Annotated in this window: 15 protein-coding genes; 10 read left to right on the plus strand and 5 right to left on the minus strand. The window is 72.0% G+C overall.

Annotation, left to right across the window (positions count from 1 at the left end):
• Positions 1-63 precede the first annotated feature (63 nt).
• From AC3CCI_RS09170 to lplAB, 7 genes are all read left to right on the plus strand, one after another.
• Positions 64-483: a VOC family protein gene (locus AC3CCI_RS09170; RefSeq protein WP_354595046.1), complete on the plus strand. Its 420-nt coding sequence runs from the start codon at positions 64-66 to the stop codon at positions 481-483.
• Positions 484-624: 141 nt separating this feature from the next.
• Complete coding sequence (locus AC3CCI_RS09175) at positions 625-1,377, plus strand: SDR family NAD(P)-dependent oxidoreductase (RefSeq protein ID WP_354595045.1); 753 nt, start codon at positions 625-627, stop codon at positions 1,375-1,377.
• A 132-nt stretch (positions 1,378-1,509) separates the two neighbouring features.
• Entirely contained in the window at positions 1,510-2,187 is a 678-nt protein-coding gene (locus AC3CCI_RS09180) for a response regulator transcription factor (protein WP_354595044.1), read from the plus strand.
• Positions 2,180-3,826 carry a HAMP domain-containing sensor histidine kinase gene (locus AC3CCI_RS09185; RefSeq protein ID WP_488626959.1) on the plus strand — a complete coding sequence of 549 codons (1,647 nt, stop codon included), beginning with the start codon at positions 2,180-2,182 and terminating at the stop codon, positions 3,824-3,826. The genes AC3CCI_RS09180 and AC3CCI_RS09185 overlap by 8 nt, the downstream gene beginning before the upstream one ends.
• Before the next feature lie 249 nt (positions 3,827-4,075).
• Positions 4,076-4,597, plus strand: a complete 522-nt coding sequence (locus AC3CCI_RS09190; RefSeq protein ID WP_488626960.1) for a PepSY domain-containing protein — start codon at positions 4,076-4,078, stop codon at positions 4,595-4,597.
• Between the two features lie 141 nt (positions 4,598-4,738).
• On the plus strand, positions 4,739-5,614 hold the full coding sequence (locus tag AC3CCI_RS09195) for an alpha/beta hydrolase (RefSeq protein ID WP_354595041.1): 876 nt from the start codon (positions 4,739-4,741) through the stop codon (positions 5,612-5,614).
• A gap of 9 nt (positions 5,615-5,623) precedes the next feature.
• Positions 5,624-6,673 carry a lipoate-protein ligase LplAB gene (lplAB, locus tag AC3CCI_RS09200; protein ID WP_488626961.1) on the plus strand — a complete coding sequence of 350 codons (1,050 nt, stop codon included), beginning with the start codon at positions 5,624-5,626 and terminating at the stop codon, positions 6,671-6,673.
• An 81-nt stretch (positions 6,674-6,754) separates the two neighbouring features.
• On the opposite strand, the gene AC3CCI_RS09205 is transcribed toward lplAB, so the two are convergent.
• Positions 6,755-7,039, minus strand: coding sequence for a GNAT family N-acetyltransferase (locus AC3CCI_RS09205; RefSeq protein WP_354595039.1), 285 nt, complete (start codon positions 7,037-7,039; stop codon positions 6,755-6,757).
• A 71-nt stretch (positions 7,040-7,110) separates the two neighbouring features.
• On the opposite strand from AC3CCI_RS09205, the gene AC3CCI_RS09210 reads away from it, so the two are divergent.
• The gene (locus AC3CCI_RS09210; RefSeq protein ID WP_354595038.1) at positions 7,111-7,971 is read left to right on the plus strand and encodes a DNA-methyltransferase; all 861 of its coding nucleotides are present in this window, start codon (positions 7,111-7,113) and stop codon (positions 7,969-7,971) included.
• A gap of 114 nt (positions 7,972-8,085) precedes the next feature.
• Here AC3CCI_RS09210 and AC3CCI_RS09215 read toward each other — a convergent pair whose 3' ends face one another.
• The 3 genes from AC3CCI_RS09215 to AC3CCI_RS09225 all read right to left on the minus strand — a co-directional run bounded on the left by AC3CCI_RS09215 (position 8,086) and on the right by AC3CCI_RS09225 (position 11,128).
• Positions 8,086-8,256 (minus strand): hypothetical protein, encoded by a 171-nt coding sequence (locus AC3CCI_RS09215; protein ID WP_354595037.1) that lies wholly within the window; start codon positions 8,254-8,256, stop codon positions 8,086-8,088.
• Between the two features lie 190 nt (positions 8,257-8,446).
• A complete protein-coding gene (locus AC3CCI_RS09220; protein WP_488626962.1) occupies positions 8,447-9,013 on the minus strand; it encodes a MarR family winged helix-turn-helix transcriptional regulator in 567 nt (188 codons plus the stop codon).
• A 285-nt stretch (positions 9,014-9,298) separates the two neighbouring features.
• The gene (locus AC3CCI_RS09225) at positions 9,299-11,128 is read right to left on the minus strand and encodes an MDR family MFS transporter (protein ID WP_488626963.1); all 1,830 of its coding nucleotides are present in this window, start codon (positions 11,126-11,128) and stop codon (positions 9,299-9,301) included.
• A 148-nt stretch (positions 11,129-11,276) separates the two neighbouring features.
• Here AC3CCI_RS09225 and AC3CCI_RS09230 point away from each other — a divergent pair, with 148 nt between their 5' ends.
• Positions 11,277-12,101 carry a M15 family metallopeptidase gene (locus AC3CCI_RS09230; protein WP_488626964.1) on the plus strand — a complete coding sequence of 275 codons (825 nt, stop codon included), beginning with the start codon at positions 11,277-11,279 and terminating at the stop codon, positions 12,099-12,101.
• Positions 12,102-12,191: 90 nt separating this feature from the next.
• Here the strand turns inward: AC3CCI_RS09230 and pgm are convergent, their stop codons facing one another.
• Positions 12,192-13,811, minus strand: a complete 1,620-nt coding sequence (pgm, locus tag AC3CCI_RS09235) for a phosphoglucomutase (alpha-D-glucose-1,6-bisphosphate-dependent) (protein ID WP_488626965.1) — start codon at positions 13,809-13,811, stop codon at positions 12,192-12,194.
• 69 nt (positions 13,812-13,880) lie between these two features.
• Between pgm and pheA the strand changes: the two genes are divergently transcribed.
• Positions 13,881-14,834, plus strand: a complete 954-nt coding sequence (gene pheA / locus AC3CCI_RS09240) for a prephenate dehydratase (protein WP_354595031.1) — start codon at positions 13,881-13,883, stop codon at positions 14,832-14,834.
• Positions 14,835-14,899: the final 65 nt, after the last annotated feature.

Below are 14,899 nucleotides of genomic sequence, written 5' to 3' on the forward strand. Positions count from 1 at the left end.
CCGGGCGGCGCGGTGCCACCCTGGGCTCGACGTCGACCGGCGCCGCGACCCGAGGAGGACACCGTGACCGTGCAACTCACCCCGTACCTGGCGTTCCGCGACCGGACGCGCGAGGCCTTCGACTTCTACGCGACGGTCTTCGGCGGCACGCCGACCTTCAGCACGTTCGGCGAGTTCGGCGTCGGCACGCCCGCCGAGGCCGAGAAGGTCATGCACGGTCAGTTGCAGACGCCGTCGGGCCTGCTGTTGATGGGAGCCGACCGGCCCGACTCGTACCCGCTCGAAGAGGCCAGCAGCGTGTCGTTGTCGCTCTTCGGCGGCCCGGACGACGCCGCCGCGTTGACGGGCTGGTTCGACGCGCTCGCCGTGGGCGGCACCGTGCACGAGGCCCTGGCGCAGGCGCCGTGGGGCGACTCGTTCGGCATGCTCGACGACCGGTACGGCCAGCACTGGATGGTCAACATCGGCGGCACAGCGGCCTGAGCCCGGCCGGGCGGTCGCGCGCTCGCGCGGCAAAACGACACGTGTTGCCCCGAACTCCATGCAAGCGTATGTTCGCAGGCGGGCTCGTCGACGAGCCCGACCGGCCCCGACGGTCGGCCACGATCGAGGAAGGCACGCACCATGGCACGGTTCAGCGACAAGACGGCACTCGTCACCGGCGGGGGGAGCGGCATCGGCGCCGCGATCTCGCGCTCCCTGGCGGCCGAGGGCGCCTCGGTCGTCGTCACCGACATCAAGCTCGACGCGGCGCAGGGCGTCGTCGACCAGATCGTCGCCGCGGGCGGCACGGCGGTCGCGTTCGAGCAGAACACCGCGAAGCCCGAGCAGTCCGAGGCGGCCGTCGAGTTCGCGAAGTCGACCTACGGCGCCCTGCACCTCGCCGTCAACAACGCGGGCATCGGCGCACCGGCCGCCGACATCGGCGACTACGACATCGCCGCCTGGGACCGCGTCCGTTCCGTCGACCTCGACGGCGTCTTCTACGGCCTGCGCTACCAGCTGCCCGCCATGGTCGAGGCCGGCGGCGGCTCGATCGTCAACATGAGCTCGGTGCTCGGCTCGGTCGGCATCGCGCAGAACGCGGCCTACGTCGCGAGCAAGCACGCCCTGGTCGGCCTGACCAAGGTCGCGGCCCTCGAGTACTCGAAGCGCGGCGTCCGCACCAACGCCGTCGGCCCCGGCTTCATCGACACGCCCCTCGTGCGCTCGTCGCTCGACGGCGACGCCCTCTCGTACCTCGAGGCGCAGCACGCCACCGGCCGCCTGGGGACCGACGCCGAGGTCTCCGCCCTCGTCCTGTTCCTGCTGAGCGACGAGGCCTCGTTCGTCACCGGCAGCTACCACCTCGTCGACGGCGGCTACTCGGCGCACTGACGTCGGAGTCCGAGGAGGCGCGGTGCGGGCGGTCCCGCACCGCGCCTCCTGCCGTCCCGCTTCAGCCCCGCTTCAGCGCGTGCCCGCCATGATGGGCACGACGCGCACCCGCGCGACCGAGGGAGGGCCACCGTGCGCGTGCTCGTCGTCGAGGACCAGTCGACACTGGCCGACGGGCTGCGGCTCGGTCTCGAGGCCGAGGGCATCGCGGTCGACGTCGCGGGGACCGGCACCGACGGGCTCTGGCGGACCCGAGAGGGCAGCTACGACGTGGTCGTCCTCGACATCATGCTGCCGGGCATGAGCGGGTACGCCGTCTGCCGGGCGATGCGCGAGGGCGGCGACTGGACTCCCGTCATCATGCTGACCGCCAAGGACGGCGAGTGGGACCAGGTCGAGGCCCTCGACACCGGCGCCGACGACTACCTCACCAAGCCGTTCTCGTTCGCCGTGCTGCTCGCCCGGCTGCGGGCCCTCGTCCGCCGCGGCGCCCGAGAACGCCCCGTGGTGCTCGAAGCCGGCGACCTGCGTGTCGACCCCGCCTCGCGGAGCGTCCACCGCGGAGACGTCGAGGTCGAGCTGACCAGCCGCGAGTTCGCCGTGCTCGAGTTCCTGATGCGGCACGCCGGCAGCGTGGTCACGAAGCGCGAGGTCCTCGACGGGGTCTGGAACGACGACTTCGAGGGCGACCCCAACATCGTCGAGGTCTACGTGCGGCACCTGCGCAACAAGGTCGACCGGCCCTTCGGCCGCGAGGCCATCGTCACGCTGCGCGGGGCGGGGTACCGCCTGGAGGCGCGGGGTGGCTGAGCGGACCGGTCGCGACCGCGTCGCGGGGCTCGACCCGACCGTCGGCGGCGGGCGCGGCCGGGCCCGGCGGGCGTCGCTGCGGTCGCGCATCACGTCGGCCGCCGTGCTCGCCGTCGCCCTGACCCTCGGGCTCTTCACCCTCGTCTTCGCGCTCGTGCAGCAGGCCGTGCTCGCCGACGCCCCGCGTCAGGCCGCCTCGGCCGACGTGGACCGTGCCGTGTCGGCGCTCGCCCTCGGCTCGTCCCCGTCGGTCGCCGTCGCCGGTGAGGCCGACGGATCGCTGGTCGTGGTGACCGACGCGTCCGGGCGGGTGCTCGCCTCGGGCGGAGACGACGACCTCACCGACCTCGCCTCGTCCATCGCGTCGGCCGCCTCGGGCGACCGCGTGGACCTCGACGGCGGCGACTTCGTGGTCGAACGCCAGGACGTGGGGGTCGAGAGCACGCCGACGCCCACCCCCGTCGTTCCCGAGGCGACCCCGACGCCGACCCCGTCGGAGTCGTCCGACGACGACTCGGGCGGCGGTTCGGGGTCCGACGACGACTCCGGCGGCGGCACGGGGTCCGACGACGACTCCGGTGGCGACGACTCCGGCACCGACGCGGCGACCTCCGACGACGCGTCGGTGAGCCCGGAGGCGGCCACCACTCCCGTCGAGACGGTCACGACCGAGTACGCCGTCGTCGCCGCGCGCTCCTTCGGGGAGGCGAGCGCCGCCTCCTCCGCCAGCCTCGTCACGCTCGGCATCGCGATCCCGGTGGCGCTGCTGGTGCTCGGGGTCACCACGTGGCTGGTCGTGGGCCGGGCCCTCCGCCCGGTCGAGTCGATGCGGCGCGAGGTCGACTCGGTCACGGCTCAGAGCCTGTCGCACCGGTTGCCCGACCCGGGCGGCAGCGACGAGATCGCCCGCCTCGCGCACACGCTGAACGGCATGCTCGACCGGCTCGACTCGTCGGCCACGGCCCAGCGGCGCTTCGTCGGCGACGCCTCGCACGAGCTGAAGACCCCCCTCGCGACGATCCGCCAGCACGCCGAGGTCGCCCTGCTGCACCCCGGCAGCATCGACGGCGCCGCGCTCGCCGGCACCGTCCTCGGCGAGGAGGCGCGGCTGACGGCGCTCGTGCAGGGCCTGCTGGTCCTCGCGCGGGCCGACGAGGGCGCCCTCGGGGTCACGCGTCGCCCCGTCGACCTCGACGACCTCGTGGTCGCCGAGACGGCCCGGCTGCGGGACGCACCGACCGTCGACGGCCGCGGCCGGCTCGGCGTGGACGCGACCGCCGTGGGCCCCGCACGGGTCGACGGCGACGAGGGGTTGCTCGGCCAGGTCGTGCACAACCTCGTGGCCAACGCGGCCCGCCACGCCGAATCGCGCGTCGCCGTCGCCCTGTCCGAGCACGACGGCGGCGTCGCGCTGACCGTCGACGACGACGGCGCGGGCGTCGCCGAGGCCGACCGCGAGCGGGTGTTCGAACGCTTCGTGCGCCTCGACGAGGCCCGTACCCGCGACTCGGGCGGCAGCGGCCTCGGGCTCGCCATCGTGCGCGAGATCGTCCGCGTCCACGGAGGCGCGGTGTCGGTCACGGCCTCCCCCCTCGGTGGTGCCCGCTTCGTGGTGACCTTGCCCGCCGGCTCGGCCTGAGTCGGGCGCCTCCCCCCGCCCTCCACGGCCCGGCACCGCGTTTCGTGCACGACGCCGGGTCTGGGCGGGGTGCAGTGCACGAAACGCGGTGCGCAGGGTCGAGGGCGCGCGACCGGGCCGACCCGCGCCTCCTGAACGGTTCTTCAGGTGGCTTCAGCACGGGTTCAGTGCCCGCTCGAGAGGGTGTGGTCACCCGCTCGACAGAGCGGCATCGACCGGCCGCACCGCGGCCCCACGGACGGAGACACCATGCTGAAGAACACCCTCACCACGAAGAAGTCCCTGCTGATCGCCGGTGGCATCGCGGGCGTGCTCGTCCTCGGGGGCGGTGGCGTGGCCATCGCCTCGGGCTCCGACGACCACGTGTCGACGCAGAGCCGCGACCGGGCCCAGGAGGCGGCGCTCGCCGAGACCGGCGGCGGCACCGTCACCGAGGTGGACACCCTCGACGACGGACTCGTCGGCTACGAGGTCGAGATCGTGCTGCCGGACGGTCGCGAGGCGAAGGTGCTGCTCGACGGGGACTACGCGGTCACGTCGAGCCGCGTCGACGACGACTCGTCGCGGTCGGTGACGACGCCGGCCCCGGTGGCGGGCGACGACTCGCCCGGCTCGGCGGCGACGCCGACGCCCCTGGCGGACGACTCGCGGCGCGGGTCGGTGACGACGCCGACCCCGGTGCCGGCGGACGACTCCGGTCACCACTCGGGCTCGCGCGTCGACGACCACGACGGCGACGACGACCACGGCCACGACGACGACGACCACTGAGCCGACGTCGTCCGACCGACCCGGCGTCACGACGGGCCGCCACCGAGACGGGCCGCCACCGAGACGGGCCGCCACCCGCGAGGGGGCGGCCCGTCGTGCCGTCGTGGGGGAGGACGCGGCGCCGGGTGGAAGACTCGACCCATGCCGACCTTCTCCGCCGCCCGAGGCGACTTCACCTTCGTCGACGCCGACGGCGTCACCGTCCACTACTACGTCTGGCGTGCCGCCTCGGCGCGGGGCGTCGTGCAACTCGCCCACGGGGTGGCCGAGCACGCGCTGCGCTACGAACGGTTGGCGAACGACCTCGTGCGAGCCGGCTACACGGTCTACGCCGACGACCACCTGGGGCACGGCGAGACCGGCCTCGGCCAGTGGGACGGCGATCACGCCAAGCTAGGACGGCTCGGGCCGTCGGGCCTGCGCGGCACGATCGCCGAGGTCGTCCAGCTGGCGGGCATCGCCCGTGCCGAGAACCCGGGCCTGCCGCTCGTCGGGCTCGGGCACTCGTGGGGCTCGCTCATGATGCAGAAGATCGTCGACCGCCGGGCGTCGCTCTTCGACGCGGTCGTGTTGAGCGGCACGGCGTACCGGATGCCCGGCAGCATGAACGGCGGCGACCTGAACGCTCGGCACGCGCACGAGGGCGGCACGGGCTACGAGTGGCTCAGCCGCGATCGCGGCGTCGTCGAACGAGCCGAGGCCGACCCCCTGATGACCGTCGCGACCGTCGTCGACCTGTTCGGCTACCGCGACGCCCTGCGGCTGTTCGGTCGCCCGTCGCGGTCGCTCGACGCCGATCCGCCCGTGTTGATCCTGGTCGGCAGCGACGACACCCTCGGCGGCGAGGAGAGCGCCCGCAAGCTCGCCGACGCCTACGTGAACCGCAGTCGGCTGAGCGACGTCGAGCTGATCGTCTACGACGGGGCCCGGCACGAGGTCTTCAACGAGACCAACCGCGACGAGGTCGTGGCCGACCTGGTGCGATGGCTCGACGAGCGCGTCGGACAGCGGGCATAGGCTGCCCCCATGCACGGTGAGTACAAGGTCCCAGGCGGAAAGCTCGTGGTCGTCGACCTCGACGTGAGAGAGGGCCGCATCGCCGGGTTCCGACTCGCGGGCGACTTCTTCCTCGAACCCGACACGGCGCTCGACGCCATCGACCGGGCGGTCAACGGCCTGCCGGTCGAGTCCGACGCTGCCACCATCGCCGCGGCGATCAGGCAGGGCCTGCCGGACGACGCCGTCCTGCTCGGCTTCACGCCGGAGGCCATCGCCGTGGCGATCCGCCGAAGCCTCTCGAAGGCCACCGACTGGCGCGACTACGACTGGCAGATCGTGCACGACGCCCCGGTGTCGCCCAACCTGCACCTCGCCCTCGACCAGGTGCTCACCGAAGAGGTCGGTGCCGGTCGCCGCGGCCCCACGTTGCGCTTCTGGGAGTGGGACCAGCCGGCCGTGGTCATCGGCAGCTTCCAGTCGCTCAAGAACGAGGTCGACCTCGACGCCGCCTCGACGCACGGCTTCGAGGTCGTCCGGCGCATCAGCGGTGGCGGTGCCATGTTCATGGACGCCCAGTCGATCGTGACCTACTCGCTCTACGCCCCGGGCGAGCTCGTCCAGGGCATGAGCTTCGCCGACTCGTACGCCTACCTCGACGAGTGGGTCATCACCGCCCTCAAATCGCTCGGCATCGACGCGTTCTACCAGCCGCTCAACGACATCACCAGCGCCAAGGGCAAGATCGGCGGGGCCGCGCAGAAGCGGCTCGGCAACGGCGCCCTGCTGCACCACGCCACCATGTCGTACGACATGGACGGCGACAAGATGGTGCAGGTGCTGCGCATCGGACGCGAGAAGATGAGCGACAAGGGCACGACGAGCGCCGCCAAGCGCGTCGACCCCTTGCGCAGCCAGACCGGCCTGCCCCGCGCCGAGATCATCGAGCGCCTGAAGCAGACCTTCACCGGGCTCTACGGCGCGACCGAGGGGCACGTCACCGAGGCCGAGCTCGAGAAGGCCGAGCAGCTCGTGACCTCGAAGTTCGCGACGCCCGAGTGGCTGGCGCGCGTGCCCTGAGCCCGGACGGGCGCGGACGAGGCGACCCGCGCCTCCCGACCCGCCCCGGCGGTCGGTCCGGCCCCGGCGGCCGGGCCGTCGTCAGCGGTCGAGCAACTCGCGGTAGTCGACGTGGTCCTCGACGAAGTCGACCACGAACGGGCAGAGCGGCACGACCCTCAGGTCGGTGTTCTCGCGGACGTCGTCGAGGGCGCCCTGGACGAGCCGTGCACCGAGGCCGGCCGACCGGCGACTGGGCTCGATCTCGGTGTGGGTGAAGCGGATCTCGTGGCCGACGACGTCGTAGGCCGCGAAGCCGACGGTCTCGCCGTCCTCGACGAGGGCGTACTGGTTCTGGGTGGGACGGTTCTCTACCTCGGTGGTCATCCCGACACGCTACGCGCCCCCGGCCGGGGATCGGGCACGTGCCGGTGCCCGGCAGGCAGCAGAATGGACGGATGCCCCTCGACTGGACCAGCGCCTCCCCGAGCCTCGTGGTCCACGGCGACGCCCTCGACGTGACGGCCCGGCTGCCCGACGGCGGGTTCACGATCGTCTACCTCGACCCACCGTTCAACACCGGGCGGCAGCAACGGCGCCGCTCCACCACGTCGGTGCGCAGCGCCGAGGACTCGGTCACCTCGGTCGCCGGCTTCAAGGGCGTGCGGTACGAGCGCATCCGCGGCGACCTGATGGGCTACGACGACCGGTTCGAGGACTACTGGTCGTTCCTCGAGCCGCGCCTCGCCGAGGCCTGGCGGTTGCTCGCCCCCGACGGCACGCTCTACCTTCACCTCGACTACCGCGAGGCGCACTACGCCAAGGTGCTGCTCGACGCCCTGTTCGGGCGGGACTGCTTCTTGAACGAGATCATCTGGGCCTACGACTACGGCGCGAAGAGCCGCAACCGGTGGCCGACCAAGCACGACACGATCCTCGTCTACGTCAAGGACCCCAAGCGCTACCACTTCGACTCGACCAGCGTCGACCGCGAGCCCTACATGGCGCCGGGCCTCGTCACGCCCGAGAAGGTCGCGCGCGGCAAGCTGCCGACCGACGTGTGGTGGCACACGATCGTGTCGCCGACGGGCCGCGAGAAGACCGGCTACCCGACGCAGAAGCCCGAGGGGGTGCTCCGACGCATCGTGCAGGCGTCGAGTCGCGAGGGCGACTGGGTGCTCGACTTCTTCGCCGGCAGCGGCACGACCGGCGCCGTGGCCGAGGCCCTGGGGCGGCGTTACCTGCTCGTCGACAGCAACGACGAGGCGGTGGGGGTCATGCGCAGGCGGCTGCCGTCGGCGCGGGTCGAGTCGATCTGACCGCGTGCAGGTCGGCGACCGAGGCGACGGTCGTGACCGAGCCGCGGACGAACGACACGAGCTGCTCGTGCGTGAGGCCCTGCATCTGCTGGGCCGAGAGGCCCGGCGACGTGCTCATCGGACCGCGCCGAGGGCGAGGACGAGGGCGGCGACCAGGCTGACGCTCGCGCCGGTGGCGGCCGTGGCGATGACGGCGAGCGTCCGCTGGCGGGCGGTGTCGCGCACCTCCGAGAAGGTGCTGCGGGGGGTGGGGCGGTCGCTGCGGGCGACGTCGATGGTGGTCATGTTCGGCTCGTCTCCGGCAACCCTGCGCTGCCTGGCGGAACGGTGGAAGTGCTTCTGACGGTCACGACACCGCCGTGAACCGGCGTCGTCCGGTCAGCCTGGCACCCTGCGTCTAGTCCGTCTAGACAATTCACCGGTTGTTCGCACAACGGCTGACGCCGGCGGTCGAGCGACCCCCGGGAGGCGCGGGTCAGGAGGTCGCGTCGCCCGCCTCGGCCACCGGGGCCGGCCGGTCGGCGTCGTCGACGTGGTGGTCGTCGATCTCGATCGCGGCCGTCATGCGCTGCAGGAACCCCACGACGACGGCGGCCTGGTCGGGGTCGAGCGACTCGGCCGTCGAGATCATGCGCGCGTGCATCGCGGCCATCGTGTCACGCACCTCGGAGTTCGACTCGCCGGTGGCCGTGAGCAGCACGCCGCGCTTGTCGGACGGGTGCGGGTGGCGCAGCATGTGTCCGCTCGCCACGAGGCGGTTGATCAGCACCGAGGTCGAGGCCGAGGTGATCTTCAGCTGCGTGGCCAGTTCTTTGGCGGTCACGCTGTCACCCCGGCGTTGGGCCCGGAGCAGGAACCTCAGGGCGGCGAGGTCGGTGTCGTTCATCTTCATCGACTTGCGGGTGCGGGCCCGCATGGCGACCTCGGCCGCGCGGTAGGCGCGCAGGGTGTTCAGCACGGTGACGCCGCGTTCTTCGGTGCTGCTGCTGTACCAGTAACCGGACGCGTCGAACGGTGCGGCGGTGGCGTGCTGATCGGGCATGCGGTGAGTCTAACCCGCCTCGCTAGCCCGTCTAGCTAAATATTTTTCGCCGACCAGGCGTTTCTTCGGCCGACGAGAAAGGCCGCACGCCCGGTGGGCGTGCGGCCTTCGGTCGTCTCGCCTCCCGCGTGAGCTTCACGGGCAGGGAACGCCGGACACGAGACGATCCGTTCGGCGTCGAAACGCCGTCGGAGGAACGCTACCCGACGGTTGCCGCCTCGCGACACCAGCTCGCGGGCATCCGGCGACGGTCGGGGCTCTTCGGTGACCCCGCGGGCGCCCTCGTCACGCCCGCGGAGGTGCGTCGTCGCGACGCTCACCGGCCGGCACGACGTCGATCGACCCCGTGTCGGGGGCGACGAGCGAGCCGGTCTGCGCGGCGGCGGCCTGGGCCGAGAGCGCGGCGTCGGCGGCGACGGCGGCACGGGCGTCGTCGGCCGCCTCGTCGATGGCCGACTTCTGGCGCAGCGGCGTCGCCTTGAGGAAGAAGCTCAGCGCGAAGGCCACCAGGACGACCGCCAGGGCCACCCAGAACACGGTGACGGCCGCGTTCGCGAACCCGTCGAGGAACGGTGCGGCCAGGCGCCGGTCGGCCGTGTTGAGGAACGACGTGTTGCCGTCGAGCGCCCCGCTCACCTGCGACGTGTCTCCGCTGCCGGCCGCCTGGTAGAGCTTGAGGATCGAGGCGTTCGCCGGATCGGACAGCACCGACTGGTCGGCGAGGGCGGCCTGGGCGCGTCCCTGCAGGCTCGCATCGGCGAACGCGGCGGCGATCGTCTGCGGGATGCGGCTGAAGAGGACCGAGAACAGCACCGCGGTGCCGAGCGTGCCGCCGATCTGCCGGAAGAACGTCGAGGCGGACGTGGCCACGCCGATGTCGCGGGGGCCGACCGAGTTCTGCGACGCGATGGTCAGGGTCTGCATCAGCTGCCCGAGGCCCAGGCCGACCAGCAGCATGCCGACCATCATGAACCAGTACGGCTTGTCGAACGAGAGGTTCGTGAACCAGAAGAAGCCGGCGGCCATGAAGGCCGTGCCCGTGATCGGGAAGACCTTGTACTTGCCGGTGCGCGAGATGAGCTGGCCGGCGACGATCGACGAGATCATCAGGCCGGCGATCATCGGCAGCATCTGGAACCCGCTCTCGGTCGGCGTGGCGCCGTTGACGAGCTGCAGGTACAGCGGCACCGTGAGCAGGGCGCCGAACATGCCGAAGCCGACGAGCACGCCGAGCACGGTGGCCATCGAGAAGGTCGGGTTGCGGAAGAGCTTGAGCGGGATCAGCGCGTCGTCGCCCATCGACCGTTCGATCACGACGAAGGCGACGATGCCGACGGCCCCGATCACGTAGCAGGCGAACGCCCCGGGCGAGCTCCAGCCCCAGATGCGGCCTTGCTCGGCCACCAGCAGCAGCGGCACGGCGGCCACGATGACGGCCGCGGCGCCGAACCAGTCGATGCGCACGTTCTCGCGGCGCTTCTGACCCGGGATGTGCAGGAAACGCACGACGATGAAGAGCGCCACGACGCCGATCGGCACGTTGACGAGGAAGACCCAGCGCCAGCCGGTCACGAAGAGGATCTGGTCGGCACCGGCGAAGAGCCCGCCGACGAGCGGCCCGATGACGCTCGAGATGCCGAACACGGCCAGGAAGTAGCCCTGGTACTTGGCGCGCTCGCGCGGGGCGAGGATGTCGCCCATGATCGTCAGCGGCAACGCCATCAGGCCGCCGGCACCCATGCCCTGGATCGCCCGGAAGATCGCCAGCTGGTACATGCTCTCCGAGAAGCCGGCCGCGACCGACCCGAGCAGGAAGATCGAGATGGCGATCAAGAACAACGGGCGGCGGCCGAAGATGTCGCTGAGCTTGCCGTAGATCGGCGTCGAGATGGTCGACACGATCAGGTAGGCGGTGGTCACCCACGCCTGCAGGCTGAGCCCGTCGAGGTCGTCGGCGATCGTCCGCATCGAGGTGCCGACGATCGTCTGGTCGAGGGCCGAGAGGAACATGCCGGCCATGAGCCCGAAGATCACGTAGAGGATCTGACGGTGGGTCATCAGGCCCTCGCGCTCGGCGGGGGCCGTGGTCGTGGGGGCGGAGGCAGCGCTCGACATGGTGTCTTCCTGTCAGGGGGAGGGGACTCGACGCGACGTTGCGCAGAACGCAAAGTTACTTCACGAGCAAGCTTCCGACAACAAGAGGGATCGAGCCGCCGATGCCGGCCGCGTGACCGTCGGCCCGCCCGTGACTAGGCTCGACGCGATGTCTCGACGCCACCTCCTGCCGCGCCCCGCGGTGACCGTCCTGGCGGCCGTCCTCGCGACGGGCCTGCTCGCCGCCTGTTCGGGCGGTCCGCCCGGCCCCGGCCCGTCCGGGTCGACGGCGACCACGTCGGCCGCGACCGCGACGCCGACGGCCACCGAGGCCCCGACCCCGACCGAGGAGGCGCCTCCCACGTCCCCCACGACACCCGCGTTCGACGAGACGGCCCTGTCGGTCGACGACCCCGCCAGCCTGTGGGTCGTCAGCGACAAGCTGCGTCCGCTCGATCCGGTCGACTACGCGCCCACCGACCTCGTCACGCCCGACGTCGCGCACCAGAACCCGCCGACGCTGCGGGCCGAGCCGGCGGCCGCCGTCGTCGCGATGTTCCAGGCCGGCGAAGCCGAGGGAGCAGGGGCGTTCCAGGTGCAGAGCGCCTACCGTTCGTACGACACCCAGGTGAGCGTCTACGCCGGCTGGGTGCAACGCCTCGGCCAGGCCCAGGCCGACGCCCAGAGCGCCCGCCCGGGCTTCAGCGAGCACCAGACCGGGCTCGCCCTCGACATCAGCCCGGTGCCGCTGAGCTGTGCCCTGCAGGCCTGTTTCGGCGACACGACCCAGGGGCGGTGGCTCGCCGCGAACGCGTGGCGATTCGGGTTCTTGCTGCGGTACCCGGCCGACAAGGTCGCCGTGACCGGCTTCACCTACGAGCCCTGGCACTTCCGGTACGTCGGCGTGCCCCTCGCGACCGAGATGCACGACACGGGCGTCACCACGCTCGAGGAGTTCTTCGGCCTGCCCGCCGCCCCCGACTACGCCGGCTGACCCCCTGACACCCCAGGAAGTCGCCGAGACCCCCACCCGCGGGTGGGGGTCTCGGCGACTTCCTGGGGTGTGGGCCGTTGGCCCGGTCGGTCAGGCCCCGAGCGCCGCGTCGACGATCGTCTTGGCCTCGGCCTGCACGCGCGCCAGGTGCTCGGGGCCCTCGAACGACTCGGCGTAGATCTTGTAGACGTCCTCGGTGCCGCTCGGGCGGGCGGCGAACCAGGCCTTGTCGGTGACCACCTTGACGCCGCCGACGGCCGCGTCGTTGCCGGGGGCCTTGCTGAGCTTGGCCGTGATGCGGTCGCCCGCGAGCTCGGTGGCCTCGATGGCGTCGCCGTCGAGCTTGCCCAGTCGGGTCTTCTGCTCCTTGGTGGCGGCCGCGTCGACCCGCTGGTACACCGGGTCGCCGAACTTCTCGACCAGCTCGGAGTACAGCTGCGACGGGGTCTTGCCCGTGACCGCGATGATCTCGCTCGCGAGCAGCGCCAGCAGGATGCCGTCCTTATCGGTCGTCCAGACGGTGCCGTCCTTGCGGAGGAAGGACGCGCCGGCGCTCTCCTCCCCGCCGAACGCGACCGAGCCGTCGACGAGGCCGGGGACGAACCACTTGAAGCCGACCGGGACCTCCCACAGGCGACGCCCGTGCGACTCGGCGACCTTGTCGATGATGCTCGACGAGACGAGGGTCTTGCCGACCGCCGCGTCGTCGCGCCACTCGGGCCGGTGCGTGTAGAGGTAGTCGATGGCCACCGCGAGGTAGTGGTTCGGGTTCATCAGGCCGCCGTCGGGCGTGACGATGCCGTGACGGTCGGCGTCGGCGTCGTTGCCCGTCAGCACGTCGAACTCGTCCTTGCGGTGCACCACGCTGGCCATGGCCGAGGGGCTCGACGGGTCCATGCGGATCTTGCCGTCCCAGTCGAGGGTCATGAAGCGCCAGGTCGGGTCGACGCCGGGGTTGGTGACGGTGAGGTCGAGGCCGTAGACGTCGCGGATCGCGCCCCAGTACTCGACGCTCGCGCCACCGAGCGGGTCGGCGCCGATCTTCACGCCGGCCGCCTTGATGGCGTCGATGTCGATGATGTTGACGAGATCGCCCACGTAGCCGCGCAGGAAGTCGTGGCGACCGGGCGTGCCGACGCCGCGCTTCACGTCCACGTTGCCGGCGGCGATGATCTCGTTGGCGCGGTTCGCGATCCACGTGGTGGCGTCGCTGTCGGCCGGGCCGCCGTGCGGCGGGTTGTACTTGAAGCCGCCGTCCCGGGGCGGGTTGTGGCTCGGGGTGACGACGATGCCGTCGGCCTTGTCGGTGTTCGCCGGGTCGTTGTTGTAGACGAGGATCGCGTGGCTCAGCGCGGGCGTCGGCACGTAGCCGCCCTCGGCGTCGGCCAGCACCGTCACGTGGTTGCCGGTCAGCACCTCGACGGCCGTGCGCTCGGCGGGACCGCTGAGGATGTGCGTGTCGCGCCCGATGAAGAGCGGGCCGGTGATGCCCTGCCCGGCGCGGTACTCGACGATCGCCTGCGTGATGGCGGCGATGTGGGTCTCGTTGAACGCGGCGTCGAGCGACGAGCCGCGGTGGCCCGAGGTGCCGAAGACCACCTTCTGCTCGACCTTCGTCACGTCGGGGACGAGGTCGTAGTACGCGGCCGAGACCGCTTCGGGGTCGATCAGGTCGCTGGCTTCTGCGGGGGTTCCGGCACGGTCGGTCATGGGGCCATCCTGGCACCAGCCGCCGAGCTCCGTCGCGGCGTGCGGGCGGCTCTCAGTAGGCTCCTCGACATGCCGACCCGCGCCTCCTCGACGACCTACAGCTACCTCGGCCCCGCGGGCACCTTCACCGAGGCGGCGCTGAAGCAGGTGCCCGAGGCCGTCGGCGCGACCTGGAAGAGCGTGAACAACGTCGGCGAGGCGCTCGCCGACGTCGTCTCGGGCGTCAGCACCGCGGCGATGATCGCCATCGAGAACAGCGTCGAGGGCGGGGTCAGCGCCACGCAGGACGCACTCGCCACCGTGCCCGGGCTGCGCATCGTCGGCGAGTACCTGGTCCGCGTCAACTTCGTGCTCGTGGCCCGCCCCGGGACGCGCCTCGAGGAGGTGCGGCTCGTCAACGCGCACCCGGTCGCCTACGCGCAGACCCACCGCTGGCTCGAACGCGCCCTGCCGGGCCACGGGCACCTCCCCGCCTCGTCGAACGTGGCCGCCGCCGCGTCGTTGCTCGAGGCGGGGGGCGCCGGGGGCTCCGCGGACGCCGCGGTTGCGCCTCCCGGCATCACCGACCACCACGACCTCGAGGTGCTCGCCCGCGAGATCGGCGACAACGACCAGGCCGTCACGCGCTTCGTGCTGGTCAGCCGCACCGTGCCCGTGCCGCCCGCCACCGGCGCCGACAAGACGAGCCTGATCGTCGAACTGCCGACCGACGGCTCGGGCGCGCTGGTCGACATGCTCGAGCAGTTCGCGACCCGCGGCATCAACCTCAGCCTGATCCAGTCACGTCCGATCGGCGACGCGCTCGGCCGCTACCGCTTCGTCATCGACCTCGAGGGGCACGTGCTCGACGAACGCGTCGCCGACGCGCTGCTGGGGCTCAAGCGGTTCAGCCCGGCCGTGACGTTCCTGGGCTCGTACCCGCGCGCCGACGGCACACCGGTCGAGGTCTCGTCGAGGTACGACGACGAGGCGTTCGTGGACGCCCGCGACTGGTTGCGGGGTCTCGTCGCCGGGCTGCGCTGACACGAGGACGCCCCCGCCCCCGGCCGCCGTGGCGGGTCGAGGTGCGGGGGCGTCGTCGGTCGGCG

Source organism: Frigoribacterium sp. CF331, assembly GCF_057787905.1.

Bases quoted from the DNA above. Each gene is read 5' to 3' on its own strand.
- AC3CCI_RS09175 (WP_354595045.1), top strand. From the start codon at position 625: ATGGCACGGTTCAGCGACAAGACGGCACTCGTCACCGGCGGGGGGAGC.
- AC3CCI_RS09190 (WP_488626960.1), top strand. From the start codon at position 4,076: ATGCTGAAGAACACCCTCACCACGAAGAAGTCCCTGCTGATCGCCGGT.
- AC3CCI_RS09195 (WP_354595041.1), top strand. From the start codon at position 4,739: ATGCCGACCTTCTCCGCCGCCCGAGGCGACTTCACCTTCGTCGACGCC.
- lplAB (WP_488626961.1), top strand. From the start codon at position 5,624: ATGCACGGTGAGTACAAGGTCCCAGGCGGAAAGCTCGTGGTCGTCGAC.
- AC3CCI_RS09205 (WP_354595039.1), bottom strand. From the start codon at position 7,039: ATGACCACCGAGGTAGAGAACCGTCCCACCCAGAACCAGTACGCCCTC.
- AC3CCI_RS09210 (WP_354595038.1), top strand. From the start codon at position 7,111: ATGCCCCTCGACTGGACCAGCGCCTCCCCGAGCCTCGTGGTCCACGGC.
- AC3CCI_RS09215 (WP_354595037.1), bottom strand. From the start codon at position 8,256: ATGACCACCATCGACGTCGCCCGCAGCGACCGCCCCACCCCCCGCAGC.
- AC3CCI_RS09220 (WP_488626962.1), bottom strand. From the start codon at position 9,013: ATGCCCGATCAGCACGCCACCGCCGCACCGTTCGACGCGTCCGGTTAC.
- AC3CCI_RS09225 (WP_488626963.1), bottom strand. From the start codon at position 11,128: ATGTCGAGCGCTGCCTCCGCCCCCACGACCACGGCCCCCGCCGAGCGC.
- AC3CCI_RS09230 (WP_488626964.1), top strand. From the start codon at position 11,277: ATGTCTCGACGCCACCTCCTGCCGCGCCCCGCGGTGACCGTCCTGGCG.
- pgm (WP_488626965.1), bottom strand. From the start codon at position 13,811: ATGACCGACCGTGCCGGAACCCCCGCAGAAGCCAGCGACCTGATCGAC.
- pheA (WP_354595031.1), top strand. From the start codon at position 13,881: ATGCCGACCCGCGCCTCCTCGACGACCTACAGCTACCTCGGCCCCGCG.